Genomic DNA, 20,023 nt, shown 5'->3' with positions numbered 1-20,023 from the left:
TAGGACATCGCCAGGCTTTAATTTCGTTTTCACTTTTTAAAAGCGAAGACAAAAGAGGTACCGTTATTTGCTCACGCAAATAACAAACATCATCAGTGTACTAATCTGACGATGAAGATTTACGGAGAGATGGCTGAGTGGTCGAAAGCACCGGTCTTGAAAACCGGCAAGGGTTTGTAGCCCTTCTAGGGTTCAAATCCCTATCTCTCCGCCACATTTAGAAAAAGCCCACTGAGAAATCAGTGGGCTTTTTTGCGTCTATTACTTCCCAATAAAGATACGCCAGCTCAATTAAGACTCGCCTAATTTTGCACAAATTGATAACAAAAGTGTGCAACAATGAATTTCGTGATCAAATGTTGAATACAGAAAACGATCATGACCTACATTGTATTGAGTCACTCACAGACAGGATAAGATAATGACTAAAGAATATACTCCACCAAAGGTTTGGCAAGAAGATACGAAAGGCGGCGGCACTTGGGCTAGCATCAACAGACCCGTATCCGGAGCGACTCATGAACAAGCTCTACCTGTCGGTCAGCACCCCTATCAGTTGTATTCTATGGGAACACCCAACGGTCAGAAGGTCACTATTTTACTTGAGGAGTTATTAGCGCTTGGGCGTACTGAAGCAGAGTATGACGCCCACTTGATCTCCATCGGTGATGGGAACCAATTCTCAAGTGGCTTTGTGGAAGTCAACCCAAACTCGAAAATCCCAGCATTGGTTGATCGCTCGCAAGCATCCCCAGTCAATGTTTTTGAATCCGGTTCAATCCTTCTTTACTTAGCAGAAAAATTTGAACACTTTATTCCGAAGGATGTCACCTCTCGCACCAATGTATTGAACTGGTTATTCTGGCTACAAGGATCTGCGCCATACCTAGGTGGCGGTTTTGGTCACTTTTATGCGTATGCACCAGAAAAGTTTGAGTATCCGATTAATCGATTCTCCATGGAAATAAAACGCCAGCTCGACTTATTGGACAAGCAATTAGCTGATCATTCTTACATTGCAGGGGAAGAGTACAGCATCGCCGACATCGCAATCTGGCCTTGGTACGGTAATCTTGTTCTTGGCAATATCTACGATGCGGCTGAGTTCCTTGATGTATCAAGCTACAAAAACCTTCAACGCTGGGCAACGTACATTGAGCAAAGACCTGCCGTTCAACGAGGACGTATCGTTAACCGAACATGGGGTGAACCATGGGAAGCGGTTGCAGAACGCCATAGCGCGGCGGATATTGACCAAGCACTTGCTTTGAAGCCACAAGCATAAGGTATTTAAATTATAGAGTAACCACATCGTTATTTAACCTATGGGCCGTAGTTTCGCACCGTCTTATAAATTGGCGGTGCACAATACTCTATTATTTTGCTGGTTGAATTGTTTGCGTTGGCTTGGTGAATGATTCAAAAGCCTCGAACACCAAATGAGAATTACCTTGGTTTGTCACAATGAACCTGCGACAATCGAGCCCGTTCTTTCAATACCAAACGGTTTATTATGAAACTTTTAGTTCGCAACCTCGCTCGCACAACAACAGAACATGAAATTCGAGTATTATTTTCTGCTCATGGTGATGTAGGTGAATGCACTCTTGTATTAGATCAGGAAACTGGTCAGTCTAAAGGGTTCGCTTTTGTTGAAATGCCAAATGAAGCAGAAGCTAAGGCCGCCATTACTGGCCTTAATCTAGCTGACGTTGCTAAAAGTAAGATTCGTGTAAAAAGAGCCAACAACTAAACTGGCCCTTTCTATACTGAAAAGCCCGCCTAATAGTCTTAGACGGGCTTTTTATTTTCTATGCTCACTCAAATCAGAGCATGAGTAAAACTTACTAGCTTCTTGGCTTTAAATCGAGAACGTGAAGCAATCTTTCCGGTGTACCTTCCCAGACCATTGGGCGACCTTTCGGATTATCCGCATTCCACCAGCCTGTAAATCGTTTGGTATTGTATTGGTAGAAGTTTGGCCCAGACAAGACTGGCACGGTAATCTGATTTTTTGCAATCAACGCTTGAATTTGATGAGCGATCTCTTTTTGTTCAACGCTATCGGCTGTTTGGTAAAAACCATCGAGTAGCTCATCTAGCTGATCACTTTTCCAATGGTGCATTGCAAATCTTGGCATCCCAGTCGACGCTTGCAACCTAGAATGATAAGCACTGTCCCAGTATCGGTGCGGTGTAGCACCATGGAAGTAGTTGGTATAAGCCACATCGTATTCTGCGTTAGCCATCGCCTGATTATAAAGTGAGAAATCCGGAGATCGTGCTTTCACTTTGATCCCAACTTCCATCAATTGCTCAACCGATAACATCACCGTATTATTGAAATCTGTCCAACCCTGTGGTGACTGTATTTCCAACTCAAAAGAAGCACCGGAAGGGCTCTCTACATAGCCGTCTCCATCTCGATCCGTATAACCAGAGTCTTTCAATAGCTTGCGAGCACTTTCAGGAGAATAGGTCATAAATGGTTGATATTTTTTGTGGGTTTTTTCATCTGACCACGCCTCAAACGCATAACCTAAACCAGAAGCGAAATCATTCACGACACCATTTCCGTAGTTAGCTACATCAATCAGGACCTGTCGGTTCAAAGACATTGAGAAGGCACGACGAAAGTTTACATCATTCATCACTTCATGCTTAACCGGATCTTTAGACTTGTAATTAAACATGAAAGCTTGTGTCCCCGCAGGTGGGTACCAGTAGCCATGATCAGTCGACGCTTTCAAGAAGGTTTGGTCGATATCTGGCACGAATGACCCTGCCCAATCGATTCTGGAGTTCATTAACTCCCCTAAAACTTGGTCATTGTGGTTCATCTGAGGGACTCTCAAGCAGTCCACATCCAAATTTTCGCTATCCCAGTAGTTCGGGTTTTCACATTGAAGAAACAGCGTGGAAGTGAATTGAGGGAACTCGGTAAACGGGCCTGTTCCAACAGGATATCGATTGAGGAATGTCAGGGGATCTTTCTCTTTAGACCATTGGTGCTCAGGAACGACCGGAACTTGCACAAGTTCATATGGAATATTGGTGTTCACTTCATTTAAAAAGAATCGAACCTGATGATCGTTAACCTTCTCGATTGACTTAATATTGCTGCTGACTCCACGGTCATCAAATGCCGGATGTTGCTTGATCAACTCAAAGGTGTAGATGACATCATCTGCATTGAACGATTCACCATCAGACCAAAGCACACCTTTTCTTAAATCAAACGTGACACTGAGTAGATCGCTGCTTAATGCATAACCCGTTGCTAACCTGAATTCAGGGATATTTCCTTTCAATTCGTTGAAAACCACCAAAGGCTCAAAAATAAAGTCTCTTGCTGTATGCATACGAGAAACAGAAAACGGATTAAAATTTCGAATCAGTGACGCGTTGTGATTGGGAATAATGGTTAACTGGTTCTTGTCGGAAATATCAGTAGCATTTGTCATGGGTGAAAGTGCTAATGAAGTCGCTAATGTGCTCAACAAAAATGTTTTATTCATAAGTGGATCCTAGTGAGTAATTTCAAGCAACGTAACCAGAAACCTTTCCCTATTCAACCACACTCACCTGACGTAATACGACAAAATACCACCTATTAACAATAGTGTTATTAATTTGACATCAAGCTACTGATTTAAAACCAAATTTAAACACCATTAGTGAGAATTCAATCGAAACAAATGGCCAATAACTCGTAATATTACTACACACATACATATATGTAATAATTTGTTACTTGTTCTATTTTGCGAGTCAATCGAGATCAGAGAATTACTGGGCCTATTCCATCTTTATACACACCTTTATTTTTATCTCAAATAATCACCAAATGACACGCCAAAAATCCGGATAATCTTGAAATATAAAGTCGGTATTTTTTCGTAAAAGATAAATAATTACCGCGCCTGGACTTAGCTGCTGTGAGATTAATATGGCGGGTTTCCCCAAACTTGTTTGAAAATATGTTAAATTTATAACATCACGTTATGTGATTCGTCATTTGAGAACCCACGGTTGTCTCATTTCGACAACCCAAAAAAAGAGAAAGGAACCTCTATGAATATGAAACTGGCAGCGCTGTTGTTATTGGCTACAACGTCAACGGCTGCAAACGCCAACGAATGCGGTTCAGTCACTATCGCTGACATGAACTGGTCTTCCGCAAGCCTTATCGCAAACATTGATAAATTCATTCTAGAGCATGGTTATGATTGTGATGCCGAGCTCATCCCTGGCGATACAATGCCAACGGGTACGTCAATGATTGAAAAAGGCCAGCCTGATATTGCTCCTGAGTTTTGGAGTAATGCGATGAAAGAAGCGTTAGACAAAGGTGTAGCAGAAAAACGTTTACGTTACGCCGGAAAATCTTTAGTGAACGGTGGTGAAGAAGGCTTTTGGGTACCGCAATATTTAGTCGATAAACACCCAGAAATGGCCACTATTGAAGGCGTTATCAAGCACGCAAAAATGTTCGAGCACCCAGAAAGTAAAGATGTGTCTGCGTTCTACAGCTGCCCAGCTGGTTGGAACTGTCAAATCAGTGCGGGTAATTTATTTAAAGCATTGAAACTTGAAGACGCAGGCTTTGAAATTGTAGACCCAGGTTCAAGTGCTGGCCTTTCTGGTGCGATTGCAAAAGCGTATGCGCGTGAAGAAGCTTGGTTTGGTTACTACTGGGCACCGACGGCGGTACTCGGCAAATACAACATGGTGAAAGTTGATTTTGGCAGCGGCGTTGACCTGGAAGAGTTCGTCGGCTGTACGACTAAAGAAGAGTGTGAATCACCCAAGCCGACCATGTACCCACCTTCTCCAGTACACACAATGACAACCGAAGCCTTCGCGTCAAAAGCACCGGAAGCATACGCTTATTTAGGTAATCGTGGTTTTACCAACGAAAAAATGAATGAGTTGTTAGCATGGATGGAAGACAACCAGGCTGACGGGGAAGAAGGCATGTATCACTTCCTTTCCGAATCACCTGAAATCTGGCACCCATGGGTTTCTGCCGAGATTGCGAAGAAAGTAGAAAACGCACTCTAGTATTTTTGGGGCCCTATGTTTGAAACTGTAAATCTGAAACGACCGTTTTTAAGGCGTAGTTTTTAATGCGTAGTTTATGAGACATAGCTTATGAGGCATCGTTTTTAAGTGATGTCTTGGCTCTAATATAAAAGTTAGATGTTCACACGTTAACAAGTACTGCAACGTAAAAAGCGTACTACTTGTTGTAACGACGTAGGACACGTCGTGTTAAGTTGAAAACCGAGGCAAACTCATGAGTTTGCCTCGGAATTAAAAGGAAAAAACAATGGCTGACAGTAATTGGCTGAACAGTTTCCCAGAAATGGACCGTTCAGATCTACGACTCATCCGCAAAACATTAGATGGCGCCTATCGCGATTTTTCTCGTGAATACGGCGACATGATTGAATCATTTTTTGACCCACTGCTCACTTTTCTCGTCTGGTTTGAAAAGCTCCTATTATCCACCCCTTGGTTTATTGTTTTAGTGCTCACCACTGGGCTAGTGTATGCCGCTAGTCGCTCGTGGAAATTGGCACTTGGTGGGCTTATCTCTTTCATACTGATTGGCTACTTTGGTATGTGGGAAGATACAATGCGAACGCTCAGTATCATTACCGTTTGTACCTTGCTCGCGATCTGTTTAGGCATTCCGATAGGGATTGCCATGGCGCGTTCCAATCGCGTTCAATCAGTTGTTACTCCCATGCTGGATGTTATGCAGACCATGCCAGCGTTCGTCTACCTTATTCCTGTAGTGATGCTTTTAGGCATTGGCAAAATCCCTGGATTAATTGCGGTTGTTATCTACGCTATCCCACCGGTGATTCGATTAACCAATTTGGGTATTCGACTGGTCGATAAAGAAGTACTGGAAGCTGCGACAGCATTTGGAGCAAGCAGCAAACAACGCTTATTTGGTGTACAGCTTCCGCTGGCGATGCCAACCATCATGGCAGGCATCAACCAGACCATCATGATGGCACTTTCCATGGTCGTTATCGCATCGATGATAGGTGTAAAAGGGCTAGGCCAGCCTGTTCTTAAGTCCATTACCAATCAATATTTTACCCTCGGGCTTCTCAACGGTTTTGCCATTGTGGCTCTTGCTATCCTATTTGACCGAGCTTCTCAAGCGTATGCCAAACGTACACAAGCACACCTTGGAGATCTAAAACATGACTAAACCACTCATTGAAATCCGTGGCTTATACAAAATTTTTGGACCGAAACCTCAAAGTGTTGTTGAACGTGTTAAAGCGGGCATGAGTAAAGATCAAATACTCGAAGAGACAGGACATACCGTAGGTTTAAAAGACATCAATCTCAGCATTAACAAAGGCGAAATATTCGTCATTATGGGCCTATCGGGTTCCGGTAAATCAACTCTTATCCGTCACTTTAACCGATTGATCGACCCTACCCTTGGTCAAATCGATGTCGAAGGTACGGATGTCATGACGCTTCGTCAGAAAGAACTTGAACAGTTTCGCCGCCAAAAGATGTCGATGGTCTTCCAACGCTTTGGTTTAATGCCACATCGTAAAGTCATTGATAATGTTGCTTATGGGCTTGAGATCCAAGGCGTGCCTAAACAGCAACGTTTAGAGAAAGCGAATGAGTGGATAGAAACCGTTGGCTTGAAAGGGTACAACGAGCAGTATCCGTCTCAGCTTTCTGGCGGTCAACAACAGCGCGTAGGCCTGGCTAGAGCACTCTCGACCGATGCGGAAATCCTATTGATGGACGAAGCGTTTTCGGCATTAGACCCGCTAATACGCAGTGAAATGCAAGATCAACTGATTGAGCTTCAGCAAAAACTGCACAAGACCATCATTTTCATTACTCACGATCTTGATGAAGCTTTACGACTGGGTGACCGTATTGCCATTTTGAAAGATGGCGAACTGGTTCAACAAGGTACGCCAGACGAAATTTTACTTTACCCTGCTGATGAATACGTTGAAGCATTTGTTAAAGATGTAAACCGCGCTCGAGCACTGACAGTGGAAACGGTTATGCAGCCACCAGCGTACCGTATTACCGCTGAAACCATTGAAGAAGCATTATCGCTGATGAAAAAGAGTAAACATGACTATGCATACCACGTCACAGAAGATGGGTATCAAGGCGTGCTGACTCAAGAAGGTTTGCAAGAAGCTTCAGATGATGCTTCTGTCAGTGAATTTAGTGATGACATCTACGAGGAAGTCCCTTCCGTTTCCCCAGATGCCGCCATTGAAACGGTTCTTCCTGAAACTATGGGCTGTGATTATTCACTCCCTGTTGTCGATGAAGATGGAAATCTCAAAGGTGAGCTAGAGCGAAGTGCCGTCGCTGAGATATTTGTTGATAGCTCTGCAGAAACGGAAGAAAAAGTAACGGAAAACACGAAAGCGACGGCTTAAGCTTAAGTTTTCCTATACTCCGCTTTTTTATGGACAGTTTTCTATCAGAACTTTCTGGTCACTGAGCCTTAAACATAAAAAGCACTATTGAACGATTCAATGGTGCTTTTTAAGTATCAGGCTATGTTTGAGTATCAAGCAAATGTTTAAGTATCAAGCAAATGTTTAAGTGTCAGGCTATGTGAGTATAACGCGACAGGAGTACAAGACTGAGTATCCCCTTTAAGTTAGCCGTCTAAGGCATTATTTATAGAAGGTTTCACCGCTGTTTACATCCAAATAGATCTTGTCAGCTTGTTTCATCCCACCACAATACACAAAGTAAACGTCACGCTCACTGTATCGAATTGACCGAACCCAACCACCAAGCTCTTCAAAATCGCCGGGCGTACAGGTTTCATCTTTTAACAGTGCATCCGTAGTGGTTAAAAACATCACCTCATGGGTATTAAAGTCATCCGAACTGTCTATGTAGGCGGTTAAAGTCTCTTGCCTTTCCTCTTTGGTAATCACAGGCGCCTCTTCCACTAACCCTTCCATTGGGATCCACTCTGCGATTTCTTCACCACCGTCTTCATAGACGTAGTAAACCGAGATACGTCCCCACCCATCACGCTGTTCTAAGATTTTAACGAAAGCGCCACGATACAAAAGACGCTCAATAAACGCTTCGCGATCCGGGCGTTCCCTTACGCCAAGCGTGGGGGTATTCACATAATAGTCAGTAATCACTTCTTGAATGACCTGCGGCGGTTCCTCTACTACCTCATCAGAAGGCGCTTCTTCTGCGACTGGCGGCACGTCACCGCTCTCTTGCATCGGTAACCAATAAAATAGGTAAAACCCCGCGCCAGCACCCGCTAAGCCAAGAACAAGCAAAAGGATCATTATTACTTTTTTCATTAATTAACCAAACCTACATTCAATATTGAGTGTCCATCATTCATCTTAGAGCCAGCGTCTTGAATATTGAAACCGTGCCCTTGAGACTGTCGCTTTAGAAGTGTCACCTTGAAGTCCATCACCTTAGTATAGAACTGTCGTTTTGTGTTTGTTGCTTTGGCACTGTCGTCTTTGAACTCTCACCTTGAAACGGCCTCCTTGCAGCAGTGACCATCCAACGACCAATAAACTTCCTATAATGTTTAAAGGCGCTATCACAGTATGAATTCTATGCGACGACATTGGGTATCAACCATTATAACGGCGACTTTGCTGATCTCTTTACCACTAAAGGTCAAAAGCCAGCACTGCACTGAGGAAGAGTGGAACCAAGCTCTCACTGAGCAGCACAATCTTGACCAATGGTATAACCTAAGGGCACTCACTTTAATCGTATTTTAGGGCAGTACCAGCAGCACATTTTCCTGCATAGAGAGTTCACTCTAGCCGAACTTATTTTGTTATGGCGGCCAGACGCCACTGAATTTCGTACTTTGATGGAGCAGCAAATCACTTCTTCACGTCACTATATAGAAATACTTAACGAAGAGAAAACGTTACTGAATAACACCCTACCGCAGATCAAATCACTGCGCCAAATGTGGCGTAAAATGGGCATTCACTGCCAAGAAATAGACTTAGATGTCAATGCCCTTTCTAGTCATCAATACCACAATACGAATAGCACCTTACTCGATGATACCAATACATTGTTAGAAAAGTTAAACACACTACAAGCACTTTACTCTGCTGAGGTCAGGGCTCTGTTAAGTGCAAAAGAGCTTGCTAAAGACTAACCTAAGTCCAGCTCATCACATTTTGCTGCACAAACAAAATCGTTATTATGTAAACCGCGTATAGAGTGGCTCCACCAGGTCACGGTCACTTTTCCCCACTCCAACAAAATAGCAGGGTGATGCCCCTCGGTTTCCGCGAGTTCAGAGATTCGATTCGCAAATGCCCAAGCCTGTTTATAGTTCTTAAACTTATAAGATTTATCAAGTTGTGGAATGCACTCTTCGTGTTTTAGTTCCCAACCCACCAGCTGGCCCAATAATTGTTGCTGTTCTTGTTCCGTGAGTGAAATAGAATCAATGCTGCACGCTTCACATTTCATGTTACTTAACGATTTCCGATTACTTAACATCGCAGGTTTCCTTAGGTTCAAATAAAGCAGGGTAAAGCTCTAAGCCGATTGCATTATCGACATCTTGGATGATGTTCCGTTGACTTAAATGGTAGAGCTGTTTTAGATCGTTTAATACAAAATAGATCGGTTGCATAATGTCAATCCGATAAGGCGTTCGCAATACTCGGCTCACATCGAATGGCTGGCGAATCGCAACACCAGCATCTAGTGCGTATAACGTTTCTCCAGGAGAAGACAGTATTCCACCACCATAAATTTTGTTAACGCCATGCTCCTCAACCAAACCAAATTCAACCGTAAACCAATACAAGCGCGCTAAGTACACACGCTGTTGATGACTAGCATTTTTCCCCAGTTGCCCATAGCAATGAGTAAAGTGGGCAAAGTCAGGGTTGGTTAACATGGCGCAGTGACCAAACACTTCATGGAAAAAATCAGGCTCTTGCAGGTAATCAAACTCTTCCCGTGAGCGTAGAAATGTCGCCACCGGAAACTTCTTATCCGCCAGTAATTCAAAGAATCGGTCAAAACTAATCAGAGCGGCAACCGGAGCAAGACTCCACCCAGTCTCTCTGAATAAAACATCACTAATTTCATAAAGTTGAGGGACTCTGTCTGTGGGCAAATTTAGCATAGCGAGCCCATCGATATAGGACTGACAAGCTCGGTCTTCGACCAAAGGCCGCTGACGAGCATAAAGCGCTTCCCATATCTGGTTTTCTGCTGAACTCCATTCAACACAACCCCGACTGTCCACTTGTTTCGAATGATACTGAGTCATCACACATACCTGATTGCTTCCCTAGGTTTATCCTATTTCCTAACGCAAATGCATGCCAACAGTCGGTCACAAATCAACCACCAAATTCGCGTAACATTTTATTTACAACTTGGTTTTTTACTATAATATTCAAAATCCTGCTATCAACCTTATTTGACTAATAGCCGATCGCAACCAACACTTAAAGAGTCAATTTCTGATGTGGAAAACTGAGAACAATATGTCAAACCATGATCCTATTTGGGTGCCAAGTACCCAAAGAATTGAAGAGTCTAATCTCCATCAATTCATTCAGCATATCAACATGCAAGGTGAAGCTATTGAAGACTATTCGTCATTGCATCAGTGGTCCATCACCGAGACTAAGCAGTTTTGGCTTGAAATATGGCAATATTGCGATGTTATAGGCTACCGCGGTGATTGCATATTTGGAGAAGGTATCGCCAAATGGGGCTCTTTCTTTCCCAATAGAGATACCATTTGGTTCCCTCAGGCTCAGCTCAATTATGCTGAGAATCTCCTTTCCTTCGCTTTCCAGAAGCCCAGTGAAATTGCTATCTGGTTTAAAAATGAACAAGGAAAGAATACACAAATGACCTGGCAGGAGTTGTGTGATCAAGTGTCAATCGTTCAGCAATGGCTTAAACAAAACGGAGTGGAAAAGGGAGATGTCGTCGCTGGCTACTTGCCATATATACCTGAAGCCGTCATCGCCATGCTCGCGACAACAAGCCTTGGCGCGATTTGGACATCGACTTCTCCCGATTTTGGAAGCGATAGCGTCATCGAACGTTTTGGGCAGGTAAAACCGAAAGTTCTTTTTTGCTGCAATGGTTATCAATTCAACGGAAAATCATTTTCGCTGCATGATAAAAACGCGACGATTGCCCAAGCGCTACCGAGTATCGAAAGCATTTGTGAAATTGACTATGTTCGTGTCATGAATGATGACTACGATTACCCACAACAGTATTCCGATTGGGAATCGATCCTCGCCAATTACCTGCCTAAAGGGCTTCGTTATCAGCGTGTCGGATTTAATGACCCCCTGTTTATCTTGTACTCTTCTGGCACTACGGGAAAACCAAAGTGCATTGTGCATTCGGTTGGGGGAACGGTACTCAACCATCAAAAAGAGCACCAGCTTCACTGTGATATACAACCTCTGGATCGGGTGTTCTATTTTACGACTTGTGGCTGGATGATGTGGAACTGGCACGTCTCAGCACTGGCAAGTGGCGCAACTCTGGTGATTTATGATGGCAGCCCAATGTTCCCTTCAGAAGACAGCCTGTGGAAGCTGGCTGAAGAAACACAGCTGTCGTTCTTCGGCACATCGGCTAAATACCTACAAGCGCTGGAAAAAAGCTCACTGATCCCAAGAGAAAAATACGACCTTACCGCACTAAAAACCGTGTGTTCCACCGGATCGGTACTGTACCCAGAGCAGTTCGATTTTGTCTACGACGGTATAAAATCCGATCTGCATTTAGCGTCCATCTCTGGTGGCACGGATATTTGCGGGTGCTTTGTTCTTGGAAGCCCAATTTCACCTGTTTTCAGAGGGGAATGCCAAGTGAAAGGGCTCGGGCTTGATGTCGCGGTATTCAATCAACATGGTCACTCGGTCGTTGAGCAAAGAGGCGAACTGGTTTGCTGTAATAGTTTCCCGAACCAACCGATTGGGTTTTGGCAGGATAACGGCAGTCGGTATCACAATGCTTATTGGGCGGTTTATGACAATACTTGGCATCACGGTGATGATGTTTGCCTGAGTGTCCATCAAGGAATGACCTTCTATGGCCGCAGTGATGCCACCCTTAACCCTGGAGGGGTGCGGATTGGAACGGCGGAAATCTATCAGCAAGTGAATCAATTGGAATACATCCAAGATTCTATCGCGGTAGGTAAAACCGTCGACGAAGATGAACGAATTATTTTATTTGTACAGATGGTCAATTCAACGCCGCTTACCGAGGCGTTATGTGACGAAATTAGACAGCGACTTAAAGAAAAATGCTCTCCTCGTCATGTTCCTTGGAAAATATTCGCCATCACTGATACGCCAAGAACAAAGTCTGGAAAGTTAGTGGAACTGGCCGTTAAACAGAGAATTAATGGAAAAGAAGTGAACAATATAGAAGCTATTGCCAACCCAAGTAGTCTTGATGACATCGCACAGCTCGTCAATTTCTAACAACGTGTTTCGCTTTACAATGTCATCTTTGTTAGCCGGTTCATCATTGAATTGGCTATTTTTTCTGCCCAACACCCATAACGACAGACTGTACTCCGTGCTCAGTTTGTATGTCGAACGCTTTAGAGACTGTGACACTGTCAAACCCAACGCTGGTTAGTACTTGCTCTACTTTGGTTTGGGTTAGACCAAAATCTTCATCTTGTTCTGTCAGCCAATCCCAGTGAACAAAGATGCCTTCACTGTCTAAAATCGAATAAATAACATCGGCTGTTTCAGAAAAGCTTGGTAAAAAACCACACACCGATGAAGCGACAACAACATCGAACTGATTACGAAACGCAGGGTGCTGCGCGACAAGACCTCGGGTAAGCTCATCAACGACAGGCTCGACGTTAGCGAGCTCTTTCATATCCAGTTGTTCAATCATCGCTTCGGAGGAGTCTAGAGCAACGATATCTTTGGCAATGGATGACATTTTATGACTAAGAAGGCCTGTCCCACATCCAAAATCAAGGACATGCTTGCCTTTAAGGTTCGTCAATTGAGTTAACTGTTCAAATACGTGAGAGGCAAACTCAGAAGTCGCTTGTTCATCTTCCCAAGTTTTCGCGTATTTGTCCCATTCGTTCGCCATCATGATCTCCCTGTATCATCTTTCATTTGGCAATAGGCTCAAGAGTAAACCAAAATGACGTACGAAGGTATCTCTTAGACAGACAATTTCACAATATTTGTATATGATTTATGGACTCGATCCCGATTGTACAGCAAATGAACTTATCTCAAATTGAAGCTTTTTGTCGTGTCGCCGATGTTGGTTCTGTTTCAGAAGCGGCGAGACAACTTGAATGCAACCGCACAAAACTCAGTATGTCCATTAAAGCGCTCGAAAAAGAGCTGGCAACTGAGCTCTTTATTCGCAGCGGTAACCACGTCACCCTTTCTGAAGCTGGCAAAGCGATCTACAAAGATTGTGAAAATTTAATTGTGACGGCTTCCCGAATTAAGCAAACCTGCGTTCAAGCCTCTGGAGAATTCAATGCGGAAGTGTGGATAGCACGTGACGATTCTTTGCCCGATGATTTATGGCAAGATCTTGCGCACTCCATGAATAAGCAGTTCCCCGCCACGTCGATTAATATTGTCTTGGCATCAAGTGGTGATTTATCCAACCTGGTCGAAACTCGACAAGTAGATTTCGCGTTTGGTGTCGATTATGAACGAGCAGATGACCCTCGCATTACCTACCAGCCTCTTGGCAAGATACGAATGATGTCGGTATGTAAGCGAGATCACGCTCTAAGTAAGATGAGTCGGGTTTCAGATGATGTACTAAGAGATTCAATGCAAGCTGTCATGGTTTATCTGAACGAAAAAGACAACCCTGAACTTCAACCGTTTTCTCTCCGATACATTGGTTTCTCTAGTTTTGATTTCATGCTCGCGACGATTTTAACAGAGAACGCATGGGGAGTGCTTCCTGAGCCTCTGATTCGCCACCACTTACGCCAACAAGAATTAGCCGTGATTAAGCACACTTATGGTCTGACACAAGAAGATTATTGTATGTTCGCCGCCGCAGGGATGACCGAGCACCCTGGTATGGTGTGGCTCGCTGACAAGCTCAGTGACTACTTATTTGACTTTTAAGTATTCAGTGACGATTTACGGCGGTAGTTTCTTATTTATCACTCACTTTCTGATGATAAATCAGCCACCGACAATATAATTGACGCAAGGTTGTTGTCATAACCATATGAATAATAATAACATTATCATCATTTCAGGTTAACCCACCTTTTAGAGTGTTTTTAAACATTGCTATAATTTTACCCTAAGCCAAGAATAAAGAGGTGTTTATAACGAGTAATAATGTATGTGCGCCCAAACAAACCAGAACGAAAAACGAGTTCTTAGCTTCTCAGCCCTTTTAGCACTTGGATTTGCTATTGGGGGGCTAACACTTGGTTGGTTTGTCGGCTCTTTAGTCATCATGTTCGATGGTGTTTATTCCCTCGTCAGTTTGCTGTTAACTTTATTGTCACTAGTCGCTTCTCGCTATATTCAGACCCCTTCTGAAGGCACTTTTCCTCTTGGTAAAGCCATCATTGAACCTCTTGTTATATCAATTAAAGCCATCACCATTCTTGTCATCGTCGGCTATTCACTCTACTCAGCAGGCGTGTCCATGTTCAATGGAGGACGAGAAGTGGATGTCTCTGTTGCCACTGCATTTGGTGTCGTTAACGTGATTGGTTGTGGCTATGCCTGGTGGTATATCGCCAACAAAAGCAAACGCTTTTCTTCTGGGCTAATAGAAGCAGAATCGAAACAGTGGCAAATGGATACCTTATTGAGTGTTGCGGTGACATTAGGCTTTGTTGCTGCATGGTTGATCACACTGACTCAGTTATCTCCTTACGCCGTGTACGCCGACCCTATGATGATGCTATTGATGTCGTTTTATTTCATTAAAGTGCCCGTTGATATGTTAAAAGGCGCGATGAAAGAACTTCTTACCATGGCACCGAATAAAGAACTTTGTACAACCGTGGATAACGATGTTACCGCTGTCGATAATGAAATGAAGCAAGACTTAGGTATTGAGCTGACAGCAGTAACCAAAGTTGGCAATGAACTTCGTGTAAGCGTTGATATTCATTCAAACAGCGAACAAATCAAAACGTGTGAACTGGAAAAAACTCGAAAAGCGTTAACCAAACGTTTGTCTAAATTGCCCCTGGATCTTCAACTTACCATGAATCTCGCCAGTTAAATTCAAAGGGCAAAACCTGTATCGGTTAGCGCGAAGTCGATGAGTCCCACGGCTAACGGCTAACGGCAATGAGAATACAACGCTGATAATGGCGTTATTGATCTCGCGTAAACCACCAACAGATCAAAGAGCCGCCCGTCACCATCGCAACGCCTTGCCAAAAGGTTGAAGTTAAACTGACACTTAATATATAAGATGAAATCAATGTGGCCAGAACGGGGGTAAAGTAAGACAGTGAAGCGAGTAACACCATGTTGCCTTTGATGATCGCAATATTCCACAATGCATACCCACCTCCCATCACCACACCAGTAAGAAGCAGATATAATGTAGGTGCAACATCAAAACTCATACCTTGCTCATCACTGATAGAGTATTTAATCCATAACGTCACTGCGGTCAAAATGAAGAAAACAACAATGGCATTTTGTCCATTGGCTAACCGTTTTGTCACATTGCAATAAATCGCCCAAATAAACGCACCAACAAACGCCATACTGTACGTTGCTGGATTGGTTGCGACATTCGAAACTAGCTGAGCGACCGTTAACTCTCCGTCACCAATCACCGCCCAAACGACACCAAACAACGCAATAAAAATTCCAGGATACACCAAACGATGAGTCGGTTTTTTGCTGACAACCACCGCGAGTAAGACGGTCAAAGCAGGCCAAAGGTAATTGATGACGGCCATTTCAAGTGCTTGGTGGCGATCGTTGGCCATGCCTAACGCTAACGCTAAACAGATTTCATAACTGACAAACAGAATCGAGCCGACAAATAAGTAACGCCGGGAAAACTGCCCTATTTTGGGCAGACCCATCGTGAGTATTAAAAATGCCGATGCGATCGTATAAATAAGCGCAGCGCCACCAATAGGACCAAAATGCTCCGTGACGGTTCGAGCCAATCCAATCAAAGCGCTCCACAGCAATATTGCAGCAACACCAGACAATGTATATTTATGATTCATTGAGTATTTTCACCTCAAATTGTACTTTTCTAATGCGAGCACCATACCATGTTTACCTGATGTTCAAAGTAAATTAACAAAACGGTTTAAGCCAAGTGATGTTTCATTAAGAATAATTAATGAATACAAAACGCTACGTTAATCCTGTTTCACTTAATCTACTCAAGTTAACCACAATAAAGAGGATGTTAAGGTGAACATACTAGGATATTTACAAAAAGTCGGTAAAGCACTCATGGTGCCTATTGCCGTCCTGCCGGCCGGGGGCTTAATGCTCGGTTTAGGCTACGCAATAGACCCTACAGGTTGGGGGGCCAACAGCGCATTGGCCACCATATTGGTTTATGGTGGTAAGGGCATTATGGACAATCAGGCCTGGCTGTTTGCAGTCGGTGTGGCATACGGTTTAGCTAAAGATAATAATGGCGCCGCGGCCCTATCGGGGTTGCTGGGCCTACTTATCATTGAAATGATTGTCGGTAACATTAACGTTATTTCCCAAATCACTGGCGTCCCTGTAGACCAAATGAGCAAAGCTCAGGTTATTGCCTCTGGCGCAGCCGTCAGCGCATTCACCGGAATCATGATCGGTATTATTGCCGCGACACTTTACAATCGTTTTCACACCATTCAGTTACCTGCTGTTTTAGGCTTTTTTGGTGGGCGACGTTTTGTCCCTATCGTCACCTCACTGGCCGCCATTTCGATCAGTCTGGTCATGGTTTACATTTGGCCTGTTGTTTATGGTTCACTGGTTAATTTTGGCATATCCATTTCTGAGCTTGGGGCGACTGGGGCTGGAATCTATGGTTTCTTCAACCGATTATTAATCCCTGTTGGGCTACACCACGCCCTCAACCAAGTGTTTATCTTTGATCTTGTCGGAATTAACGATATCTCGAAATTCTGGTCGGGCACTGGAGAACTAGGCATAACTGGCATATACCAAGGTGGCTTCTTCCCTGTGATGGGCTATGGATTGCCTGCGGCTTGTTTGGCCATGTATCACTGTGCAAAACCTGAAAACAAAAAGAAAATAGGCGGTATTCTTGGCGCTTCTGCGTTCACTGCGATTCTCACTGGCGTCACTGAACCCATTGAATTTGCGTTTATGTTTGTCGCTCCTGTTCTTTTTGTTATTCATGCTTTGCTGACAGCATTATCACTTTATATCGCTGCAAGCATGCAATGGATAGCAGGGTTTACCTTTAGCGGTGGTCTTATCGACTTTGTGCTTTCATTTAATCTTCCACTCGCTGTCAAACCATACATGTTGATTCTGCAAGGATTGTGTTTCGCAACCCTCTATTACTTTGTATTCCGATTCGCAATTTTGAAGTTTGACCTTAAAACTCCAGGCCGAGAGGATGCTGAAGTCGCGGCGGTTGAGTCTGTTTCTTCTGATATCAAGGCTTCGCAGTATCTAGATGCCTTGGGGGGACACGCCAACATAAGCAGTATTGATTCGTGTATCACCCGCCTGCGATTGACATTAAACGATATTTCGATCGCAGACGAAAAAACACTCAAAGCCATTGGGGCACTTGGTGTCGTTAAAATTGGAGGCAATAACCTGCAAGTGATCGTGGGTACAGAAGCAGAGCAGATCGCTCATGCCATGAAGTTAATACCTGCCAGCGATCCTGCATCACAATCACCCATAAAAGCATAACATTCAACGCTTAACCCCAATAAGAGCCAGATTCATGCTCTGGCTTTTATTGGGTCATCTAATGATCAACATAGATTCTCGCCCGTAACCCTGGGTTGTTATCCCGAAATATCAATTTTGCGTGATGCCGCTTCACGACCGCATCAACCAGTGACAAACCTAACCCGTTACCTTGCTCACTTCTACTCTTGTCGGCACGGTACATGGGCCGACAAACGTTCAGTTTATCTTCATCGGAGATTCCAATCCCTGAATCAACGATAACCACACCAAATTGGTCAATGACTACCGATACCTCACCATTGGTTGGCGTATACTTCACCGAGTTCTCTATGAGATTGAACACAGCACGAAACAGTAAAGAACGATCCCCCATGATTGAGCAATGTTGATCCTCACGAAAACACAAAGTCAGCTGTTTTTGATCCGCGACTGGGGAGATGAATTCCAACGCATCCTGTGCGATCTTCCCGAGATCGACAAGCTCCGTTTGTATAGAAAGTTGACCACTATTCAACTTAGCTATTTCTAACATACTGTTGAATGAAGAAAGAATCAGTTCAAGTTCGTCGTGGCAAATTGCCAACTGGTCTTGGTGAACGTCACTGATATCCTTTTGAGACAACATATCTTCCAATCTTAACTTCAATCGAGCCATTGGCGTTCGCATATCGTGTGCCATACCAACGGTCAACGATTTAAGCGAAGCTTCATTGAGCGCCATTTGCTCAATCATAAAATTAAGATGGATAGCGATAACATCAAACTCATCATCTTGGGTTGACACCGCTATCTTCACGCCTCGCTCTCCGCATAAAACCCTATTCATCGCCTGATTGATCACCTCGATGCGTTTTTGTATTACCAACGTAAAAAATAGCGCCGCGACAAGCATCACCGCAATGGGAAGAATGATACCGGAAAGCACAATAGGAATCAGCGACTGCCGAAACGCCTCTACCGTTTTGGGGTCAACGCCAATCTCAATTTGGTGGCTTTCGCCAATGGGCACAAACGTCTTGTGGTTGTTAAGAAGTGAAATCACTGGGTAATAATTACCGGTGTATACTTGGTCGGCTTGTTCTTGTAAATGAAAATAAAATGGCGTATTTGTCGTCTGTTTCGTTTGCAAAAGCCGTTCTACCTCTCTTTTACCCTGTGCTGCGACAAACCGAAATTCCATAATTTCATCGTTGAGCTGCTTGGTCAGCTGCTGACGATGAAATTCGTCTGAGTCTATATAAACCTGCCGGAGCACAACCATATTGACGACGGCGATAAAAAGGAATAACCCAACTAACGTTTTGAATATCGATGATCGCGTTAACGTATAATCATCGGCGAAGGACATAACCCGCCCCTCTTACCGTATGCAAAAGATCGTGACATTCTGCCCCTTCAAGTTTTCGCCTGAGGTTTGCCATATGAACATCTATTACATTCGTCTTAGGATCAAAGTGGTAACTCCAGATACTCTCAAACAGACGCATTCTGGAAACGACTTGTTCACTATGCTCAACAAAATATTGCAGTAGCTGAAACTCTTTTGGCTGCAAGGTCAGCTCCTGACCATGACAGGTAACTCTATGCGCCTTAAGATCAACCTTAATACAATCGTAACTGAGTATGTTTTCTACTGGGGTTTGCCTTTGAGTTCGGTGAATAATAATATCGACTCTAGCAATCAACTCCGCTAACGCAAACGGCTTGATCAAATAATCATCACTGCCCGCTTGAAGCCCAACAACACGGTCTTCCACACTGTCCATTGCACTTAAGATTAATACTGGCAACTCTTTTTGTGTTGCTTTAATTGCAGAAAGCACTTTCATCCCATCTAAATAGGGCAACATCCTATCCAGTATGACCAATTGGTATTCACTGCTTAGGGCCATCATTAACCCTTGTCGGCCATCTTCAGCTTCATCAACGGCATATCCATGTTCCATCAGCCCTTTTGCAATGAATTCTCTGGTGGTTACGTCGTCTTCAATAATGAGTACCTTCACTACATTTCCTCATCTTTTATCTCATTGATGTGTGAGTGAGTATCCTATTCATTTAACGCTAGATAT

At 43.7% G+C, this 20,023-nt stretch carries 19 protein-coding genes and 1 tRNA gene; 12 read left to right on the top strand and 8 right to left on the bottom strand.

Annotated elements, in window-relative coordinates; translation table 11 throughout:
• Nucleotides 1-123: 123 nt before the first annotated feature.
• The 3 genes from A1QO_RS13975 (at nt 124) to A1QO_RS13965 (ending at nt 1,753) form a co-directional block, all read left to right on the top strand.
• A tRNA-Ser gene (locus A1QO_RS13975) sits at nt 124-214 on the top strand.
• Between the two features lie 207 nt (nt 215-421).
• A complete protein-coding gene (gene yghU, locus A1QO_RS13970) occupies nt 422-1,285 on the top strand; it encodes a glutathione-dependent disulfide-bond oxidoreductase (protein WP_017035880.1) in 864 nt (287 codons plus the stop codon).
• A 228-nt stretch (nt 1,286-1,513) separates the two neighbouring features.
• Nucleotides 1,514-1,753 (top strand): RNA recognition motif domain-containing protein, encoded by a 240-nt coding sequence (locus A1QO_RS13965; RefSeq protein ID WP_017035881.1) that lies wholly within the window; start codon nt 1,514-1,516, stop codon nt 1,751-1,753.
• 94 nt (nt 1,754-1,847) lie between these two features.
• On the opposite strand, the gene A1QO_RS13960 is transcribed toward A1QO_RS13965, so the two are convergent.
• Nucleotides 1,848-3,518, bottom strand: a complete 1,671-nt coding sequence (locus A1QO_RS13960; RefSeq protein ID WP_017040867.1) for an ABC transporter substrate-binding protein — start codon at nt 3,516-3,518, stop codon at nt 1,848-1,850.
• 556 nt (nt 3,519-4,074) lie between these two features.
• On the opposite strand from A1QO_RS13960, the gene A1QO_RS13955 reads away from it, so the two are divergent.
• The 3 genes from A1QO_RS13955 (at nt 4,075) to A1QO_RS13945 (ending at nt 7,454) form a co-directional block, all read left to right on the top strand.
• The gene (locus A1QO_RS13955) at nt 4,075-5,064 is read left to right on the top strand and encodes an ABC transporter substrate-binding protein (RefSeq protein ID WP_017035883.1); all 990 of its coding nucleotides are present in this window, start codon (nt 4,075-4,077) and stop codon (nt 5,062-5,064) included.
• Nucleotides 5,065-5,332: 268 nt separating this feature from the next.
• Nucleotides 5,333-6,232 carry an ABC transporter permease gene (locus A1QO_RS13950; RefSeq protein ID WP_017035884.1) on the top strand — a complete coding sequence of 300 codons (900 nt, stop codon included), beginning with the start codon at nt 5,333-5,335 and terminating at the stop codon, nt 6,230-6,232.
• Nucleotides 6,225-7,454 (top strand): quaternary amine ABC transporter ATP-binding protein, encoded by a 1,230-nt coding sequence (locus tag A1QO_RS13945; RefSeq protein ID WP_017037306.1) that lies wholly within the window; start codon nt 6,225-6,227, stop codon nt 7,452-7,454. Before A1QO_RS13950 ends, A1QO_RS13945 begins: the two co-directional genes overlap by 8 nt.
• A 243-nt stretch (nt 7,455-7,697) precedes the next feature.
• On the opposite strand, the gene A1QO_RS13940 is transcribed toward A1QO_RS13945, so the two are convergent.
• Entirely contained in the window at nt 7,698-8,342 is a 645-nt protein-coding gene (locus A1QO_RS13940) for an SH3 domain-containing protein (protein ID WP_017037307.1), read from the bottom strand.
• Nucleotides 8,343-8,618: 276 nt separating this feature from the next.
• On the opposite strand from A1QO_RS13940, the gene A1QO_RS20310 reads away from it, so the two are divergent.
• Both A1QO_RS20310 and A1QO_RS13935 read left to right on the top strand, forming a co-directional pair.
• Nucleotides 8,619-8,798 carry a hypothetical protein gene (locus A1QO_RS20310; protein ID WP_139152168.1) on the top strand — a complete coding sequence of 60 codons (180 nt, stop codon included), beginning with the start codon at nt 8,619-8,621 and terminating at the stop codon, nt 8,796-8,798.
• 56 nt (nt 8,799-8,854) lie between these two features.
• A complete protein-coding gene (locus A1QO_RS13935; RefSeq protein WP_241790459.1) occupies nt 8,855-9,193 on the top strand; it encodes a hypothetical protein in 339 nt (112 codons plus the stop codon).
• Here the strand turns inward: A1QO_RS13935 and A1QO_RS13930 are convergent.
• Both A1QO_RS13930 and phhA read right to left on the bottom strand, forming a co-directional pair.
• Entirely contained in the window at nt 9,190-9,543 is a 354-nt protein-coding gene (locus tag A1QO_RS13930; RefSeq protein WP_017041716.1) for a 4a-hydroxytetrahydrobiopterin dehydratase, read from the bottom strand. The two genes, A1QO_RS13935 and A1QO_RS13930, sit on opposite strands and share 4 nt — an antisense overlap.
• Complete coding sequence (gene phhA / locus A1QO_RS13925) at nt 9,533-10,327, bottom strand: phenylalanine 4-monooxygenase (protein WP_017040870.1); 795 nt, start codon at nt 10,325-10,327, stop codon at nt 9,533-9,535. Before phhA ends, A1QO_RS13930 begins: the two co-directional genes overlap by 11 nt.
• Before the next feature lie 199 nt (nt 10,328-10,526).
• Between phhA and A1QO_RS13920 the strand changes: the two genes are divergently transcribed.
• On the top strand, nt 10,527-12,524 hold the full coding sequence (locus A1QO_RS13920; protein ID WP_017040871.1) for an acetoacetate--CoA ligase: 1,998 nt from the start codon (nt 10,527-10,529) through the stop codon (nt 12,522-12,524).
• Nucleotides 12,525-12,579: 55 nt separating this feature from the next.
• On the opposite strand, the gene A1QO_RS13915 is transcribed toward A1QO_RS13920, so the two are convergent.
• Nucleotides 12,580-13,161 (bottom strand): class I SAM-dependent DNA methyltransferase, encoded by a 582-nt coding sequence (locus A1QO_RS13915; RefSeq protein ID WP_017035891.1) that lies wholly within the window; start codon nt 13,159-13,161, stop codon nt 12,580-12,582.
• 137 nt (nt 13,162-13,298) lie between these two features.
• Here A1QO_RS13915 and A1QO_RS13910 point away from each other — a divergent pair, with 137 nt between their 5' ends.
• A complete protein-coding gene (locus A1QO_RS13910) occupies nt 13,299-14,177 on the top strand; it encodes a LysR family transcriptional regulator (protein WP_026026517.1) in 879 nt (292 codons plus the stop codon).
• Nucleotides 14,178-14,403: 226 nt separating this feature from the next.
• A complete protein-coding gene (locus A1QO_RS13905; RefSeq protein ID WP_017037310.1) occupies nt 14,404-15,303 on the top strand; it encodes a cation diffusion facilitator family transporter in 900 nt (299 codons plus the stop codon).
• Nucleotides 15,304-15,397: 94 nt separating this feature from the next.
• Here A1QO_RS13905 and yddG read toward each other — a convergent pair whose 3' ends face one another.
• Nucleotides 15,398-16,276, bottom strand: a complete 879-nt coding sequence (yddG, locus tag A1QO_RS13900; protein ID WP_017035894.1) for an aromatic amino acid DMT transporter YddG — start codon at nt 16,274-16,276, stop codon at nt 15,398-15,400.
• A gap of 193 nt (nt 16,277-16,469) precedes the next feature.
• Here yddG and nagE point away from each other — a divergent pair, with 193 nt between their 5' ends.
• A complete protein-coding gene (nagE, locus tag A1QO_RS13895; RefSeq protein ID WP_017040872.1) occupies nt 16,470-17,948 on the top strand; it encodes an N-acetylglucosamine-specific PTS transporter subunit IIBC in 1,479 nt (492 codons plus the stop codon).
• 58 nt (nt 17,949-18,006) lie between these two features.
• Here the strand turns inward: nagE and A1QO_RS13890 are convergent, their stop codons facing one another.
• The gene (locus A1QO_RS13890; protein WP_017035896.1) at nt 18,007-19,299 is read right to left on the bottom strand and encodes a sensor histidine kinase; all 1,293 of its coding nucleotides are present in this window, start codon (nt 19,297-19,299) and stop codon (nt 18,007-18,009) included.
• A complete protein-coding gene (locus A1QO_RS13885) occupies nt 19,283-19,957 on the bottom strand; it encodes a response regulator transcription factor (protein WP_017040873.1) in 675 nt (224 codons plus the stop codon). Before A1QO_RS13885 ends, A1QO_RS13890 begins: the two co-directional genes overlap by 17 nt.
• Nucleotides 19,958-20,023: the final 66 nt, after the last annotated feature.

The sequence above is a fragment of the Vibrio genomosp. F10 str. ZF-129 genome (assembly GCF_000287055.2).
Taxonomy (GTDB): domain Bacteria; phylum Pseudomonadota; class Gammaproteobacteria; order Enterobacterales; family Vibrionaceae; genus Vibrio.
Note: the sequence above shows the minus strand (reverse complement) of the source record. Positions and strands in the feature narration are given on the sequence as shown.